This is a genomic window from Pseudomonas sp. BBP2017 (assembly GCF_003024385.1).
Classification (GTDB): domain Bacteria; phylum Pseudomonadota; class Gammaproteobacteria; order Pseudomonadales; family Pseudomonadaceae; genus Aquipseudomonas.
The window spans coordinates 287,458-303,477 of record NZ_PVZN01000002.1; the positions used below are offsets into that span (position 1 = coordinate 287,458).

The window sequence follows — 16,020 nt, forward strand, 5'->3', positions numbered from 1 at the left end:
TATTGAGTGCCACGATTAATACTATTGTATTAATACAGTGTCGCCTGATTCGCTAACGGCTTGTTTATTCTCAAACCATTGCTATATTCCATTGGACTGTCGCCTTCGGGCGCGCTGAACGAAGGACGCGGTACGGGCTTCGGGGATGATCGAAGCCAGCGCAGCGGGTTGTAGGGCTGCGAGAGAGCGAGAGTTTGTGTGCTGTTCTCAATTAGTGCTCATTTGGCCGCTTGGCCGGAGGGATCCTCATGCTACGTTTGATGACTTCTGTGCTCTGCGTGCTGGTGGTCTGGTCTGGTGCTGGCAATGCTATCGATAAAAACTCTCCTTACCTGCTCAATCCCGGCGACGTAGTGTCTATTTCCGTCTGGGGAGATGAAAAGCTGCAAGGGGAGGTCAACGTACTTCCCGATGGCAGTATCACCTTCCCCTTGGCAGGGCGCGTTGATGTGGCGGGGCTCGATGCCACCGCTGTCGAACAGAAAGTCGCTGCCAAACTTGAAAAATTCATCCCCGATCCGACTGTCAGTGTTGTCGTCAAAAACGCTGCCGGCAATCTTCTCTATGTTCAGGGCAAAGTGGCCAAGCCCGGTCCGGTGCAGATGGCAGGCCCCACGGCGGTGCTACAGGCACTGAGCATGTCAGGCGGTCTGGATAAATTCGCCGACGAAAGCGCCATCAAGGTGGTCCGTGGCCAACAAATATTGCCCGTGAACTATAAAGATTTGATTTCTGGGCGCGATATGTCTACCAATATCCAGCTCCAGGCCGGCGATACGCTGGTCGTACCTTAACTTGCCCGACCTAATAAGAATTACTGTGCCTCTATTGCGAATAACCGGCGTTGCCACAGCGTTCCTGATCCTGCCGTTTCCGGGCATGGTCCAAGCCTCCACCTGGCAGTCCTCGGCAGCATTGCCGACAACTGTCGAATACGACAGCAACCCGTTGCTCTTGACGTCTGGGGAGGAGGGTGTGACGCGTACGATCATCGCCCCCGACTACAGCCTCGTCGGCACCTTCGATCGCGACCAGTTGCGCTTGGGTCTCGGGGTGCGGGTGTTGCGCTCGTCTGACACGGATGTCGTCGATAACCGTGAGGACCCCAACGTGAATCTGGGTTGGCAGCGAGAGACCGAAACGGGCGGCTATGGTCTGTCGGCGCAATACAATGAAAGTTCGACACTGTCTTCTGCTGTTCAGGATACCGGTGTGGTCACCACCACCGATGGCACGCAGAAGCTGTACGTGCTGACAGGGAACTGGAATCGCGCGCTGACTGAGCGCAGCACGTTGTCCAACGAAACCAAGTATTCCAGCGCCAGCTACGACATCGATACGCTCACCGATTATGAAGAGCTTGCGACTGTTCTGACCTGGACCTACGCCTGGAGTGAGCGTACCGATCTGTACACCGGCATTGGTGCCAAGCGCTATGAGCCGGAGGATGAAACCCTGGCGAGCGCCTCGAATAGCTACAGCCCGATAGTCGGGTTGAAGTACCAGTTCTCCGAGCGTCTGCAGGGCGATGTGCACCTGGGCGTCAATGAAGTCTCCGGTGATGATGGTGGTCGCCGCGGGGAAGGCGGGTTTTCGCTTTACTACACGGGGGAGCGAACCGGTCTGAGTCTCGATGCCGAACGCAGCACTGTCGCCAGCGCCGAGGGTGGTTTCACCGAGATCGACTCGGTGCGCGGTGGCTGGAGCTACGCGGTTAACGAGACCAGCCGCGTGGGCCTTGATGCGTCCTGGCAGGACAGTAAAGGGCAAACGCCGAACACGTTGCAGACTTATGGCGCCTGGGCGAGTCGAGAACTTTCGCCTTTTTGCGATCTGCGCCTATTGTTGATGTACAAGGAACGCCAGCAAGACGGTTTGCCAGATGCTGTAGGCACGATCATTGGTATGACCCTGACCTATAGATTTCCTGACCTCTGAACTTCGGCAGAGTGGCCCCTATGAAATCTGAATACGAGCTGTCCCTCAACGATTACATAGCCATTATCAAGGACCGGGCCCTGCTGTTGGGGGTGAGTATCGTGGTCATTCTTGCGGTGACCGCTGTGGTTGCGGTTACTGTCCCGCCGATCTATCAGTCGACCGGTACCATTCTGGTGGAATCGCAGCAGATTTCCCCGGAGCTGGTTTCGGCGAACAACAACAGTTATGCCGATGAGCGTATCGAAGTCATCCGCCAGCGGGTAATGACCCGCGAGAACCTGCTGCGGATCATCGACAAGTACAACCTGTTTGCCGACAAGGGCGGGCGCTTCAGCGAGTTCGACAAGATCGACCTGATGCGCAACTCAATTGTGGTGGCCACGCTCAGTACGTTCATCAAAGGACGTGGAGAGGCGACGGTTGCGTTCAACGTGTCGTTTGAGCACAAGCGCCCGGAGGTTGCCAAAGAGGTTGCCAACGAACTGGTCACGCTGTTTCTCAATGAAAACATCAAGCAGCGCACCGAGCGTGCCAGTGAAACAACCGTGTTCCTGACTCAGGAAGCGAACAAGCTGGGCGCCGAGCTGGCCAGCCTGGAGAACCAGTTGGCCGACTTCAAGCAAAGCCATGCCAACGCCTTGCCCGAGCATCAGGCGTTGCGCATGGGGATGTTGTCACGTTCGGAGCTCGAGTTCAGGGAAGTCGATCGCGACTACAAAGCTGCGCAGGAAGAGCTGCGCTATCTTGAGCTGGAGTTGTCTGCCGCCAATGCCGGATTGACCACCAAGGCAGAAGGTGCAAAATCCGCAGCTGATCAACCTCAGGACTTGCCCAGCCTCAAGGCGGAGTACACCAGGCTGCTGAGCAAATACACCGACGCGCACCCGGATGTGGTTGCCGTCAAACGCAAGATTCGGGCGCTTGAAGCCTCCGGCGTGCGTGGCGCTCCGGCTTCTACGGTGAGCCTGGATGTTGCCCGGGTCAGGACCCGGATTGGTGCTGCCCAGGAACGCATTGCTTCATTGGCCGAGCAAAAGCGCGAACTGGTGAAGAAGATGGAGGGCTATGAGGCGGAAATTCTTGAAGCACCGCAAGTCGAGCGTGGCCTGGTCACCTTGATGCGTGATCACGACAACGCTCGCAAGAAGTACGAGGAAATCCGTGCCAAGGAAATGGGGGCGAAGATTACCGAAAGCCTGGAACAGGAGAACAAAGCCGAACGCTTTGTGCTGCTGGAACCGCCATTGATGCCGGAGAAACCGGTAAAACCGAACCGCAAGAAAATTGCTGCGTTGGGGCTGGTGCTGGCGCCGGCCGGTGGTGCTGCGTTGGTGATGCTGCTGGAAATGTTGAATCAGCGCGTGCGCGGTGTAGGAGCGCTGGAGAGTGTGGTGGGTCGGCGCGTGTTGGTGGCCATTCCTTATATTTCCACGCAGGCCGACCTGGCGCAGCGCAAGAAGTGGCGAAAGCTGCTGCTCCTCGCTGGGCTAGTGCTGGTTGCTATTCTGATGGTGCTGGTGCACGTGTTCTACATGCCTTTGGATCTTCTGCTATTTAAAGCTATGGCTAGATTTGAATAGGGAAAGCAGTGATGGACAGGATCACCTCGGTTTTTGGAAAGAATATTCATCCGGTCACCGCGGATGCCTCGCAGGCAGCGGACGTTTTGCCGCCGGCCGGGCAAGCGGAAGTGCCAGGCCAGTTCGATTATGTGCAAACCAGGGTCGTGCCGTTGCGCGCAGAGCACCTGGAACGCAATCGGATTGTGGCTTACAACAAGAACTCGAACCTGAGTTCGTCGTTCGACCTGCTGCGCACGCAGGTGCTGCAGAGCATGGAAGAAAATGGCTGGCGCACGCTCGCTATTACCTCACCGACACCTGAAGCGGGCAAGACGGTACTGGCAATCAATCTGGCAATGAGTATTGCCCATCACACCACCAAGACGGCGTTGCTGGTGGATTTTGACTTGCGCCGCCCCAGGGTCGGGGCAAGTCTGGGACTGTCGATGGAAAAGTCGCTCAATGAGCTGCTCTCCAATAAGGCCGGGCTGGAAGAAGTCATGGTCAACCCGACATTGCCGCGTTTTGTGGTGCTGCCGACACGCGAGCCCATTCCGCTCTCCACCGAGATGCTGTCGTCTCCGAAGGTGAGCAATCTGATTGGCGAGCTGCGCGAGCGCTACGATTCGCGTATCTGCATTTTCGACTTGCCACCTTTGTTGAGTTCCGACGACGCAATCAACGTATTGCCCAAGTTCGACTGTGTGCTGTTGGTGGTGGCTAACGGTTCGAACAACAAGAAAGAGATCGAAGACTGTATGTACCATCTGGCGACGGCCAATCTGATCGGTACGGTATTGAACAAGGCGGGGCCGCAACCGCGTACTTACTATTAGGTAGGGTGGGTAAAAGCTAAGCCCGCTCCCACCGGGGGGTATAAGGCAGGTATCAGTACCAGGGGTATTGCAGTTCCCAGTGCCAGGCATGACTGACGATCTGTTCGAGCGATGCAAATTGCGGCTGCCAGCCCAGTACGGCGCTGGCTTTGCTGGCATCCGCCACCAGCCGGGGCGGATCCCCGGCGCGGCGCGAGGCTTCGTTGGTGATGATCTGGCGACCGGTCACGGTGCAGGCTGTATCTATCACTTGCTGCACTGAAAAACCCAGGCCATTGCCAAGGTTGAACGCGCTGCTTTCGCCACCCTTCAATAGATAGTCTACGGCCAGCGAGTGGGCTGAAACCAGATCGCTGACGTGGACATAGTCACGAATACAGGTGCCGTCGGGGGTGTCGTAATCACGACCAAAGACAGTGATATCTTTGCGTCGTCCGGCAGCGGCCTGGAGGATCAAAGGCAGCAGGTGGGTTTCCGGTAAATGGCATTCGCCCAACGCTCCCTCAGGGTCTGCTCCGGCGGCATTGAAGTAGCGTAAGCAGACTGATTTCAGCCCATAGGCGCGGTCGAAGTCCTCGAGTATCTGTTCCACCATCCACTTGCTGCGTCCATAGGGATTGATCGCCGCCTTGGGATGATCTTCGTCGATCGGGACATACTGCGGGTTGCCATAGACGGCGGCGCTTGAGGAAAAAATCAGGAGGTTGATACCTGCGCGTACCATCGCCTGCAGCAGTGTCAGCGTTGCCGCCACATTATTCTGGTAGTACTTGGCAGGGTCAGTGACAGACTCGCTCACCTCTATAAAGGAGGCGAAGTGCAGTACTGCATCAAACTTATATTCGGCGAACAGGGTATCCAGGGCTCGGCCGTCAGCGATGTCCAGTTCGACCCATCTGACATTGCGTCGAGTGGGGGCGTTATCGGCGACCAGCACTTCATGACCGGCGCCTGAAAGGTGCTTGACCATGTGCGAGCCGATATAGCCTGCGCCGCCGACAACCAAAAACTTCATCCAAACCTCCTGGCATCTGTTGGTGCGCGAGCGGTGCAGTCACTTGTGACTGTAGAAGGCGAACTGGCCTATTTCAAGAACAGCCAGTTGGACATTTGCTGAGCGTCGAAGGTGATCAGGTAACGCCCATCCTGATAGGTCGCGACAAGCTCCTTCATTGGCCCACGTGCCTGGTAGCCGAACAGTTTCAAGCCCGCAGGTGCTTTGATGCTCAAGCTGCCTTCGAGAGGTTCGACATGAAAAGGCGTCATGTCATCGGCTTTCGGGATCGCCCGGGTGCCCAACGAAATCAGCAGCTCCCGCGATTGGCTGAGCGGCTTTGCATCAAGGCTTTGGACCACGACACTGGCGTAGGCATTTTTCACCTGTACCTGAACCTCTGCGAGGCTGATCGACTTGCCACCAAGCCAGCCGGTGGTGGCTTGTGTCAGCGGTGTGTCGATGGTGTAGAGGCCTTGTTGCCAGTTGCGCTTGAGTTCACCGGTGTCGCTGGATGACTCCCTGGCGCCGACGTCCAGTAGCGACTGGCCAGGGTCATGCAACACCTGCGCTTGCGGGGCGATGGTGCCTGGCTGTAGCCATGGCAGCTCCGCTGTTTCGGGCATGGCGATTTGCAGCTTGCCTTTCTCGATGGCGGTACGCAGCAGCACCGAGTTGTTCGCGGTGATGGGCTGGTTGAACAGGGTGTCAGGTGTTGGTGCGAAGACATAGCGGGTTGTTGCTTCGTGTACGTCTGCGCGACGGTACAGCAAGGCCGCAGCGGGGAGGGTGGCGATCATCGCCGGGTCGTTGTAGGCGTTCCAGTTGCCCGACCTTATCCACCCGGCGTCGAATGCTTGCTGGCTGTAGGCATATTGCATCAGCGCATCCCAACCCTGGTGGCTGGCGGTAGCGGCAATATATAGCGGCAGAGAATGGCGGTCGGGGGTGGGGAAGGGTTCTGTGTTCCATTCGGTGACCGTCAGCGGCTTACCCACAACCTGGCCCGCGGCAAGCCAGTTGATCATGCTGTCGCTGGTCAGCGGGTTCTTCTCCAGCTGTCCGGCGCCGCCGTAGCTGTGCGCGTCGATCACGTCGCCTGCAGTGAGGGCTGGCAAGGCGCTCAGACCATTGCCACCCCAGGTGCTGGTGGTGGCGATGGGTACCTTCACCCCGATACTGCGCAGGTGTTCGATCATATCGACGTTAAAGCGCCGCTCCAGATCGTTGAGAAACAGTTTCGACGGGCCATACTCCCAGGCGCGCCAGGTTTGGCCGGCCGACAAGTTGTGGCGGTTGGCAAAGGCCCTGGCCTCGCCCATGTAGAGTCCACTGTGCTTGGGGACATCTTTGTCCGGCATCAGGACATTGCCAAAGTGCTGGGTGATGTCGTTTTCGTTGGTGATCAATACTGCGGCTATCGCCGGATCGTCTTTATAGGCAAGGCCGGTGAAAGCGTTTACATGGGACAGGTAATCCTCGGTAAAGCGCTTCATCGCTTGCTGGAGCGTGATGTTCACATAGACATAGCCTTTGAGGCCGGCTCTTCCTCTCTCGTCTTTTGGCAGTTCCTGGAAGCCATAGATGTTGTCGTTGGCAGTGAGGGCGCGCTCCACGTGCATGTCGAGCCATACATAAATGCCTTCGTCTTTGAGGCACTTGATCCACAAGTCGATTTTCTTCAGCGATGCTGCGCTCAGCTGTTGGCTATCCTGGATGGCGTCAGCCTTGCCAAACATGTTCGGGCTGACCCATGGCGAGTCATGGTGGTGCAGGCGTACGAGATTGAAGCCCAGTGCCGACAGGCGTTTGGCCTGCTGTTTGATCTCCTCGTCGGATGTATTGAAGATCGCATACGCCGACACGTTGGTGCCCCAGAAACGCGCCGGGGTGTTATCGGCAAACAGCAACTGCTCGCCGGAAGCTTTGACGAAGCCGCGCTTGCCGGCCGGTTTCTCTGGTGCATTGAGAAATGACAGATCGACCGGCGAGGTTCTCCAGTCGAGCTGGCCGTCTGGCCATGTGGCGGGGGCTGCCAGGCCGAAACGTTCACTCGGGGTCTGTCCCAGGGCAATGTCACCGGTCAGGTTCAACACCGCTTTGAACTGCTGGCGACCGGCGGGGATGGAACCCTTGTAGAAGAACGCACGCACTTGTGCACGGTTGCCCTGCTCGAAATACACCTTCGCCAACGCCGGCTCGAAGCGCATCTCGAGGCGCCGGCCCTGGCTTTTGCCCCAGGACCAGCCGCGATTGTCGGGTAGCAGAACAGGATCACCCATTTCCCCGGCAATCAGCTCCGGGTCGAACTGGAAAACGATGCCGCCTCCCTCAACGTTCGACTGCTGGCTGTGTGCATTGAGGTCGAAGGTCCAGGTCAATGTCTGTGATGACTGCTTCTGGATATCGGCCTGCAGATCGAAGTCCAGGCTTTTGTTGCGGCCCGACAGCGTATAGCGGTAGGGCGCATTGACCTTGAACGCGGTGGGAAAACCCGTCCAGCCCCAGTCGGCAGCCCAGAAGTCGAATCTGGAAACCATCGCCGGTCCACCGCCGCGCGTCAGGACGGGAAGTCCATTTTGCTCTTCTACACTGACGGTCCAGTCGCTTGCCCCGCTGGCCAGCGGCAAGATGGCCAGGCAAACGAATGCCGAAGCCCGCATGAAGGGGCGCAGAACAAGTGAAGTCATTGACATTACCTGGGTTGAAGGCCAGCACGGGAAACGATTGCGCTCTGGGTGTAGCTGAGCCTGCGTACCATATGGATATACGCCGCGCCCACGCCGGCTACCGACCAGTACACCACGGGGATCACAGTGATACTGCTGACGGTAAAAATGATCACCAGTATCCCGGCCAGCGTTGCCAACAGTGACCGCCCAAGTTGTCGCTGTTCATCGCCCTTGTCGGGGAACGCGCGCATTGCCTTGCGGATCCCCAGCAAAACGCTGAGAAAGAACGCCACGAAAAGCGCCAGCCCGACCAGGCCGGTGCGCAGCGCCAGGCTCACGTAGGTATTGACGATATCGATGATGCCTTGGCCTTGAATCATCGATAGCATCTCAGGGGTGTTGCGATAATCGAACGAGCCGAACAAGGGGTTGCGCTGGATAACGATCCACGAGTTCTCGAGCAGACGCTGGCGGTAGGTGATGTTCTCTTTTTCCAGGTTGCCCACGAAGGGCAGCAGGTCGAGGACCTTTTCCCCGCCGGGTGCCAAGGTCAGCAAGGGAATTGCCAGCACACCTGCGAGGGCGAGCAGGGTCAGGCGTCTGACCGCCCCCCTGCCGGTAGCGATGAACGCCGCAATGATGATCACGGCACCGATCCACGGGCCACGCGACAGCGGTGCTATCAGTCCGGCAAACAGTAGCAGGGCGCCGAGATAACGCTGCCAGCGACTGCGTACATAGCCCTGCACGAACAGGAAAAAGCCGATCGCCACGCTGATGACATAACCCAGGGCAATGGCCTGTCCGGTTGTGGCGCTGGCGCGCAATGAGTTGCCACGGCTCAGGTAGTTGGACATGCCCCACTGCACACCCATGGCATCAGTCAGCGCGTTGTACAGCAACCAGTGGCGGGTGAACTCGGCAACGCCGATAAGCGCCAAGACGAAAGCAGCGAGCACGAAGGCCAGCAGGGCGTCCTTGAAATCACTCAATTCCCTCAGTGCCCGGCTGGCGACGTAATACGGCAGGAACACGTCGACGTAGAGATAGAACGCCTGGCGCAAGGTGTCGGTGAGGGTGGTTTCGCGCAGGTACAGCAGGTTTATCAGCACCAGGCCGGCAGCCAATAGCTTGTCGGGCCAGGTGCGGCCGAAGGCCAGGGTATCGCTCTGTTTGCTCAAGTACAGGGCAGCTGGCAGCAACACAGACAGTGTCAGCAGGCGAACGTGGTTGAGTTCGAACAGATAGTTGATGACCCCGAAACCGGGGATCTGTACCGACGCCGGCGGGATCGCAAAAAGCAGCAGGAAGAACAGCGCCATGGGGTTGCGTTCGCGTCGTCCTGCGAGCGTCAGAATGATTGCCGCAGCGCCGGCATACAACCAGAAACTGTGGGAGAGAAAAGCCAGCAGGGTCACGACGAACCACAGGTTGCGTCGCCGCTTGAAGTCGCGGTACGGAATCAGGTCTGTGGCTGGCCGGCGCGCAAGGATGAAAACGATGCCAGCCAGAAACAGAATGACGATAAGCGCACGAAAATGTTCAGGCATTGGCGATGGGCACCTGTCCCTTGGTGGATGACGGCTAGCATCATGGCTAATTGAAACTATAGTGACTTCTAGCCATTCAGTCAGAGATTGAGTTCATGCCGTCGATTGATGTGTCAGCACCGGTGAGCCTCAAAAGACGCGCAATCTGGGCCGGGGCCTGGAACGTGTTGTCGCTGCTGCTATCACAAGTCCTTCGTTTGGGCGGCAATCTGATCATTGCCCGGCTGCTGGTACCGGAAATGTTCGGTGTGATGGTCATTGCCACCACTGTTTCAGTGCTCCTTCATCTGCTATCGGATGTCGGTTTACGGCAGAACATTATCCAGAGCCGACGTGGCGACGATCCGCTGTTCCTCAATACCGCCTGGACGGTGCAGATTATCCGCGGCTTTGTCCTGTTTGCCCTGACCCTGCTGCTGGCCCTCGGCGCCTGGCTTACCCAGCTCGGCAACCTGTGGCCGGCCGGCTCCACCTATGCCGCACCGGAACTGCCGTTGGTGCTGGCGGTAACCGGCCTGTCGGCAATCATCTTCGGCTTCCAATCGACAAAGATAGATGTCGCGGTGCGAATTTTCCAACAAAAGCGCGTGGTGCTGATCGATCTGGCGTCGCAGGTCGTCGGTTTGGTGGTGATGTTGGTGATCGGCTATTTCACCCGCTCGATCTGGTCGCTGGTGATCGCGAGCGTGGTGGCGTCCCTGGCCAGCACTGTCCTTGGCCACGTGGCGCTGCAGGGGCCGCGTAATCGCCTGCAGTGGGATCGCTCGGCATTGACCGAGCTGGTCAATTTTGGACGCTGGATACTGCTGTCGTCGGTAGTGGGCGTGTTGGCCATGTATGGCGACCGCATCTGGTTCGGTGCCAGCATGACCGCGGCGGAGTTGGGCGTGTACTCGATTGCCGTGCTGATTCTCGGGTCGATCCAGACCGGCCTGATGAAGTTGTTCGGCGCCGTGGCCCTGCCAGCCTTCAGTGAAGCAGCCAGAGAGGGTGACAGCGAACGCCTGAAGGCGCTGTACATGCGCTTCAAATTGCTGGTTGACCTGGTCACGCTGTTTGCCTGCGGTGTGCTGCTGAGCGCAAGCCCGATGCTCATTGGCTGGATGTACGATGAGCGGTATGCCGGTGCAGGCACTATCCTTGCGATATTGTCGCTGTCGTTTCTGGTCTTGCGTTACACCTTGGCGCATCAGGTCTGGCTTGCCATGGGACTGACGAAATACCAGGCGATAGACAACATTATCCGGCTAGTCTCGCTATGGGGGCTGCTACCGTTGTTGCTGGCCATAGGTGGGGTGAATTACGCGATCTGGGGGGTGGCCTTGCATACCTTCCCGACCCTGGTGCTGATTGTCTACGTCAACCGCAAGCTAGGCATTTTCGACCTCAAGCGCGAGCTCGCGGTGCTCCCGATTGTGGCCGTCGGGGTGTTATGCGGCGCGCTGGCAACGCGCTTTTTCAACTGGCTTTGAGGCGTGCCCGGTTAATTCTCTCAAAACGACAAATGGCATAGGTCTTGGGATCATGGGGAAGCTTCAGTTTTGTACTCCACTATTAGGTCGCAGGGGCTTTCTGGGCAGTTGTGTGGTGTTGGGCGTTGGCGGGGCAGTGTTCGGCTTCTCTGCAGGCGTTGCACGCAAACCTGCCGAAAAGACCGGGTTTGTCGTCATCAACGGTTGGGTGTTGCCCTCTGAGTATTTTCGGAAAGAGCCAACATGATCAAGGACTACCAGTCGCAAAAAGAACTGCGCGATGCCTACGATTTTTGCATCGTCGGTGCGGGGCCTGCCGGTATCACCCTGGCCCTGCAACTGGCCCAGGCCGGGTGGAGTGTAGTCCTTGTCGAGGGCGGAGGGCACGAGTACTCACCGCGCTCACAAGCGTCCTACGCCTGCACATCGACGGGACTTGAGATGTACGCTGAGGAAACGCGCTTGCGCTATCTGGGCGGCACTTCCAATCACTGGGCTGGGCGCTGCCGTCCGTTTGAGTCCTCAGACTTTGCGATCTCGCCACCTGGCAACCTGCCTGGTTGGCCCATCGCGTACGCGGAAATCGAGCGCTATCTGCCGGCGGCGATGGATATCGTCGATCTTGCGCAAGGGGCAAGTTTTCAGGCGCGCAACACCGGTTTGAAGGGGGGCGAGTTCGATGCTGACCGCTTCCTGCTCAGTCCGCCGACGCGTTTTGCACAAAAGTATGCATCGGCGCTCAACGAGACGCCGGGGCTCGATGTCTTTATCAATTGCAACTGTGTCGATCTTGAGTTCGATCAGGCTTCAGGGCGCCTGGCGGCTGTGCGGGTGTCGGACTACGACCTGCACCGAGAGCGACTGGTGGCAGGCAATTTTATCCTGGCAACGGGTGCCATCGAGAATGCCCGGCAATTACTCAATAGCGAGTCGCTGCGGGCAGCGGGGATCGCAAACAGCAACGGTCTGGTGGGCGGGTGTCTCATGGAGCACCTGAATATCGATATGGGCACCTTCATATTAGAAGAGGGACAAGATACCGAGCCGCGCGAGTATTACACCACGGATGCCTTTGTCGCGGCGTTCCGTTCGGGTAAAGGTAATGTAGCCACTTCGGTGCTGTCGGATGTGCGCACTTACGGTCGAACGGCCGAGGTCAAACACTTTCTCGAAAACCTCGCTTGTGATATGGGCATCGCCAGTAAAATTGAATTCATTGCCAAATTCAGTTGCCCAGGCGATGGCGTCATCAGCACGATGATCGAACAGTTTCCCAACGTGCAAAGTCGTATCTCGCTGCTGGACGAAAAAGACCAACTGGGTGTGGCCAAGGTCAATGTCAATTGGGCCGTAAGCCCTGACGACAGGCACACCATCAAGTGCATCGGCAGCGAAATGGCCAAGCAATTTGCCGAGATGGGGTTGGGTTTCGTCAAGCTCAACGATTACGTCTATGACACCGCCGTGCCACTGAAAATAATTCCGCATGCCCACCATATGGGTACCACGCGGATGGCGGCTTCACCTGAGGCCGGTGTTGTCGATGCAAACTGTAAGGTATTTGGCACTGAAAATCTTTATGTTGCAGGCAGTAGCATTTTTGCCAAGGGCGGTGCCTCCAACCCGACGATGCCTCTTCTGCAGTTTGCGTTAAGGCTGGCGGATCATCTCAAAGACAAGATGAAGTCGGCGAGCCCTGAAGTTGTTTGAATCAAGCAGTAAAGCATTACAGGTTTGAAAAACGAGCAACAGCGCGGTTGATAGTGGGGAGTGCAATTCGGTCAGCACCAACAAGAACGAGACCGGATTCGACTCAGGGACAGTCCGAGATAGCTTCACTTGCGAGGGTCGCAGCATGTTTGGATGGATACGCAGCGCAATGGCCTACTACGTCAACTCAACCGGGCGTGGCAGCCCAATCTACAGGAAGTTGTGCAACCCCAATGCCTGCGAGTGGGGCGTCTACTTAAAACGATGGGGAAAGTTTCATTCCGTCGGCAAGCATGTGCATATCAGCAGCGGTTGCAATATCACTGACCCTACGATGGTGCGCATCGGCAGTTATGTGGGGCTGTCCGATTGCACGCTGATCGGCCATGACGCGGTGGTGGCCTTGATTGAGGTGCGCTACGGAAAGCACCTCGACTCGGTTGGTTACATCGATATCCATGACAATTGCTTTATCGGCCATGGCGCGATTGTCATGCCGCGCGTGACCATCGGGCCTGACTCGATTGTCGCCGCGGGTGCTGTCGTTACCAAGGATGTTCCGCCCGGCACGGTGGTCGGGGGCAATCCGGCAAAGGTCATTTGCACCACCGAAGAACTGGTAAACAGGATTGAGGAGCGCTGCGTTGCTTATCCGTGGATGGACTTGGTCAGACAGCGCAATGGGGCTTTCGACCCAGCGCTGGAGCCAACCCTTGTGGCGGCAAGGCGACAGTACTTTTTCGGGGATGGAAACAATGGCTAGCAAGCCTGTCGACGTGCTGGTGGTCAACTTCAATACCGCCGCCTTGTTGCAGCCGATGTTTGACGCGCTGCGCCAGGCCGATAGCGAGCAGCTTGCCAGCTATCTGGTGGTGGACAACGCCTCGGTCGACAACTCGCTGGAGTGCCTGGCCGAGGTGTGCCCTGAGGCGGTGTTACTGAGCAATGAAAAAAACGTCGGTTTTGGTCGTGCCAACAATCAATTGCTTGAGCACCTGCAAGGCAAGTATGCGCTGCTGCTCAACACCGATTCCTTTGTGGCCGCCGACACCCTGGGCAAAACCATCGAATACATGGACGCCCACCCTGATTGTGGTGTCCTGGGCGTTCGTCTGGTAGGGCGCGAGGGTGATCTGCAACCCAGCTGCCGCTACTTTCCAACGCCGTTGAATGTGTTTGTTGCCCGCACCGGGCTGAGGCGCTTTTTCCCGTGGTTGAAGATGGTCGACGAGATGAGCTGGGATCATGGTTCGATCCGTGAGTGCGACTGGCTGCCAGGGTGCTTCTATCTGGTGCGTCGGGAAGTGCTCGATCAGGTTGGCCTGTTTGACCCGCGCTATTTCCTTTACTACGAGGAAGTGGACCACTGTAAGCGAGTCAAAGCGGCGGGCTGGAAGGTGGTTTTCTATCCGCATACCACCGTCGTGCACATTGGCGGAGAAAGCTCCAGGTCGGTCGCCGAACTGGAGGCGGCCAGCCGCCAGATTTCAGCCTATCAAATCGAAAGCGAGCTCTTGTATTTCCGCAAACATCACGGCGTACCCGGGCTGGCCTTGCATATGTCACTGGTGAGTCTGGGTGATCTGCTGCTGGCACTCAAGGCGCTCTTGAAAGGCCGAGGCTGGGCGGCCATCAGCGCCTGCTGGCGGCATACCCGTGCCACCTGGTCGCTGTTGCTCGATACCCGCTTCGCGAGCCAACCCACACGGTAGGTGAGTTCATGTTTGAAAATATACGTGCAGACTTGCGTGCACACGGTGGTGACTGGGGGGCCCAGGGCTTCTGGGTAATGTTGGTGTATCGCTTTGGACGCTGGCGCTACGGCGTACGTCCGGCATTGCTGCGCAAATTGTTCTCCTTCGTCTACAAGGTGCTGTTCAAACTGGTGCAGATCATCACAGGCATCGAGTTGCCGTGCGAGGTGGTGATCGGCCGCAACTTTGTCATCGATCATTTTGGCGGCATTGTCATCAGCGGTTATGCACAGTTCGGCGATGACTGCCGGATTCGCAACGGCGTGGTGGTCGGCCTGAAGAATGTCAATGAACCCACGGCGCCGGTGTTCGGCAATAACGTTGATATCGGCGCGGGCGCCAAGGTGCTGGGCAACATTCGCATTGGCAACAACGTCGTGATTGGCTCCAACGCAGTGGTATTGATTGATGTGCCGGACAATTCACTGGCCGTTGGCGTGCCAGCGACTATAAAGATGAGAAAGCCCACTGAAGTAATGGAGTACACCTGAGTCAGCCAATTGTTTGTCGCGGCGAATGATGGTTGCGTCGAAGGCTGTCGAGTGAGGTTTATGGTCAAAGGCATTGGCGTTGTGGTGATCGGTCGTAACGAAGGCAAGCGGCTTGAGCGCTGCCTGGCTTCGCTGGACGGTGGCGCGGACAAAGTCGTTTACGTCGACTCGGGTTCGGTGGACGGTTCGGTGCAGATGGCGCAGCAGCGCGCAGTTGAGGTGGTGGCGCTGGATATGACGCAGCCCTTCACCGCCGCACGCGCGCGCAACGAAGGATTTGCCTGCCTGCAACGCCTGTTGCCCGGGCTGCGCCTTGTGCAGTTCGTCGATGGTGATTGTGAGGTTGCCGCCGGCTGGCTGAGCAAGGCGCAAGCGTTCCTTGATGCGCATCCTGAGGTTGCGGTGGTGTGTGGTCGGCGCCGCGAGCGTTTTCCGCAACGTTCGGTGTACAACTTGCTGTGTGATCTGGAGTGGGACACGCCAATCGGTGAGACCAGGGCCTGTGGCGGTGATGCGCTGATGCGCGCTGATGCCTTTGCCGCGGTGTGTGGATTTCGCCCCAGCCTTATTGCCGGAGAAGAGCCTGAGTTGTGTGTGCGTCTGCGCGCCGCTGGCTGGAAGATCTGGCGCCTGGCCGAAGAAATGACCCTGCATGATGCCGCCATGACCCGATTTAGCCAGTGGTGGCAGCGCAGCCTGCGTGGCGGCTATGCCTTTGCTGAAGGTGCTTTTTTGCATGGGGCGGCACCGGAACGACATTGGCAGCGAGAATCACGGCGCATCTGGATCTGGGGGTTGGCGATCCCGCTGGCGATCATTGCGGCGAGTGCATGGCTGGGAGGCTGGGGGCTGTTGCTGTTGTTGATCTACCCGCTGCAGGCCGTGCGCCTGGCACGCCGGGGTGTCAGGTCGGCGCGCGAAAACTGGCTGCAGGCAGTGTTCCTGGTGCTTGGCAAGTTCCCCGAGATGCTGGGGCAGGTTAAGTTTCTATTGAACAGATTCGGTGCCGGCAAAGCGGTATTGATCGAATACAAGTGA

The 16,020-nt window shown here is 57.8% G+C and carries 13 protein-coding genes; 10 read left to right on the forward strand and 3 right to left on the reverse strand.

Going from position 1 to position 16,020, the window contains the following annotated elements:
* The first annotated feature begins 248 nt into the window (after positions 1 to 248).
* The 4 genes from C6382_RS04120 to C6382_RS04135 are packed head-to-tail and all read left to right on the forward strand — an operon-like array spanning position 249 to position 4,339.
* The gene (locus C6382_RS04120) at positions 249 to 794 is read left to right on the forward strand and encodes a polysaccharide biosynthesis/export family protein (RefSeq protein ID WP_107023263.1); all 546 of its coding nucleotides are present in this window, start codon (positions 249 to 251) and stop codon (positions 792 to 794) included.
* A gap of 25 nt (positions 795 to 819) precedes the next feature.
* The gene (locus tag C6382_RS04125) at positions 820 to 1,938 is read left to right on the forward strand and encodes a hypothetical protein (RefSeq protein ID WP_107023264.1); all 1,119 of its coding nucleotides are present in this window, start codon (positions 820 to 822) and stop codon (positions 1,936 to 1,938) included.
* Positions 1,939 to 1,958: 20 nt separating this feature from the next.
* Positions 1,959 to 3,521 (forward strand): Wzz/FepE/Etk N-terminal domain-containing protein, encoded by a 1,563-nt coding sequence (locus C6382_RS04130; protein WP_107023265.1) that lies wholly within the window; start codon positions 1,959 to 1,961, stop codon positions 3,519 to 3,521.
* 11 nt (positions 3,522 to 3,532) lie between these two features.
* Complete coding sequence (locus tag C6382_RS04135; RefSeq protein WP_107023266.1) at positions 3,533 to 4,339, forward strand: CpsD/CapB family tyrosine-protein kinase; 807 nt, start codon at positions 3,533 to 3,535, stop codon at positions 4,337 to 4,339.
* 52 nt (positions 4,340 to 4,391) lie between these two features.
* Here the strand turns inward: C6382_RS04135 and galE are convergent, their stop codons facing one another.
* The 3 genes from galE to C6382_RS04150 all read right to left on the reverse strand — a co-directional run bounded on the left by galE (position 4,392) and on the right by C6382_RS04150 (position 9,555).
* Complete coding sequence (gene galE, locus C6382_RS04140) at positions 4,392 to 5,354, reverse strand: UDP-glucose 4-epimerase GalE (protein WP_107023267.1); 963 nt, start codon at positions 5,352 to 5,354, stop codon at positions 4,392 to 4,394.
* A 68-nt stretch (positions 5,355 to 5,422) separates the two neighbouring features.
* Positions 5,423 to 8,023, reverse strand: a complete 2,601-nt coding sequence (locus C6382_RS04145; RefSeq protein WP_107023268.1) for a cellulase family glycosylhydrolase — start codon at positions 8,021 to 8,023, stop codon at positions 5,423 to 5,425.
* Positions 8,024 to 8,028: 5 nt separating this feature from the next.
* Positions 8,029 to 9,555, reverse strand: coding sequence for an O-antigen ligase family protein (locus C6382_RS04150; RefSeq protein ID WP_107023269.1), 1,527 nt, complete (start codon positions 9,553 to 9,555; stop codon positions 8,029 to 8,031).
* A gap of 95 nt (positions 9,556 to 9,650) precedes the next feature.
* Here C6382_RS04150 and C6382_RS04155 point away from each other — a divergent pair, with 95 nt between their 5' ends.
* The 6 genes from C6382_RS04155 to C6382_RS04185 all read left to right on the forward strand — a co-directional run bounded on the left by C6382_RS04155 (position 9,651) and on the right by C6382_RS04185 (position 16,020).
* Entirely contained in the window at positions 9,651 to 11,027 is a 1,377-nt protein-coding gene (locus tag C6382_RS04155) for an oligosaccharide flippase family protein (RefSeq protein WP_107023270.1), read from the forward strand.
* Between the two features lie 243 nt (positions 11,028 to 11,270).
* Positions 11,271 to 12,737 (forward strand): FAD-dependent oxidoreductase, encoded by a 1,467-nt coding sequence (locus tag C6382_RS04165; protein WP_107023272.1) that lies wholly within the window; start codon positions 11,271 to 11,273, stop codon positions 12,735 to 12,737.
* Positions 12,738 to 12,882: 145 nt separating this feature from the next.
* The gene (locus C6382_RS04170) at positions 12,883 to 13,500 is read left to right on the forward strand and encodes an acyltransferase (protein WP_107023273.1); all 618 of its coding nucleotides are present in this window, start codon (positions 12,883 to 12,885) and stop codon (positions 13,498 to 13,500) included.
* Entirely contained in the window at positions 13,493 to 14,449 is a 957-nt protein-coding gene (locus tag C6382_RS04175) for a glycosyltransferase family 2 protein (protein WP_107023274.1), read from the forward strand. Before C6382_RS04170 ends, C6382_RS04175 begins: the two co-directional genes overlap by 8 nt.
* Positions 14,450 to 14,457: 8 nt before the next feature.
* A complete protein-coding gene (locus tag C6382_RS04180; protein ID WP_107023275.1) occupies positions 14,458 to 14,982 on the forward strand; it encodes a serine O-acetyltransferase in 525 nt (174 codons plus the stop codon).
* Between the two features lie 60 nt (positions 14,983 to 15,042).
* Positions 15,043 to 16,020 (forward strand): glycosyltransferase family 2 protein, encoded by a 978-nt coding sequence (locus C6382_RS04185; protein ID WP_107023276.1) that lies wholly within the window; start codon positions 15,043 to 15,045, stop codon positions 16,018 to 16,020.

What these genes read in the sequence shown, in the direction of transcription:
- C6382_RS04120 (WP_107023263.1), top strand. Translation starts at nt 249, where the DNA reads ATGCTACGTTTGATGACTTCTGTGCTCTGCGTGCTGGTGGTCTGGTCT.
- C6382_RS04130 (WP_107023265.1), top strand. Translation starts at nt 1,959, where the DNA reads ATGAAATCTGAATACGAGCTGTCCCTCAACGATTACATAGCCATTATC.
- C6382_RS04135 (WP_107023266.1), top strand. Translation starts at nt 3,533, where the DNA reads ATGGACAGGATCACCTCGGTTTTTGGAAAGAATATTCATCCGGTCACC.
- galE (WP_107023267.1), bottom strand. Translation starts at nt 5,354, where the DNA reads ATGAAGTTTTTGGTTGTCGGCGGCGCAGGCTATATCGGCTCGCACATG.
- C6382_RS04145 (WP_107023268.1), bottom strand. Translation starts at nt 8,023, where the DNA reads ATGACTTCACTTGTTCTGCGCCCCTTCATGCGGGCTTCGGCATTCGTT.
- C6382_RS04150 (WP_107023269.1), bottom strand. Translation starts at nt 9,555, where the DNA reads ATGCCTGAACATTTTCGTGCGCTTATCGTCATTCTGTTTCTGGCTGGC.
- C6382_RS04155 (WP_107023270.1), top strand. Translation starts at nt 9,651, where the DNA reads ATGCCGTCGATTGATGTGTCAGCACCGGTGAGCCTCAAAAGACGCGCA.
- C6382_RS04165 (WP_107023272.1), top strand. Translation starts at nt 11,271, where the DNA reads ATGATCAAGGACTACCAGTCGCAAAAAGAACTGCGCGATGCCTACGAT.
- C6382_RS04170 (WP_107023273.1), top strand. Translation starts at nt 12,883, where the DNA reads ATGTTTGGATGGATACGCAGCGCAATGGCCTACTACGTCAACTCAACC.
- C6382_RS04175 (WP_107023274.1), top strand. Translation starts at nt 13,493, where the DNA reads ATGGCTAGCAAGCCTGTCGACGTGCTGGTGGTCAACTTCAATACCGCC.
- C6382_RS04180 (WP_107023275.1), top strand. Translation starts at nt 14,458, where the DNA reads ATGTTTGAAAATATACGTGCAGACTTGCGTGCACACGGTGGTGACTGG.
- C6382_RS04185 (WP_107023276.1), top strand. Translation starts at nt 15,043, where the DNA reads ATGGTCAAAGGCATTGGCGTTGTGGTGATCGGTCGTAACGAAGGCAAG.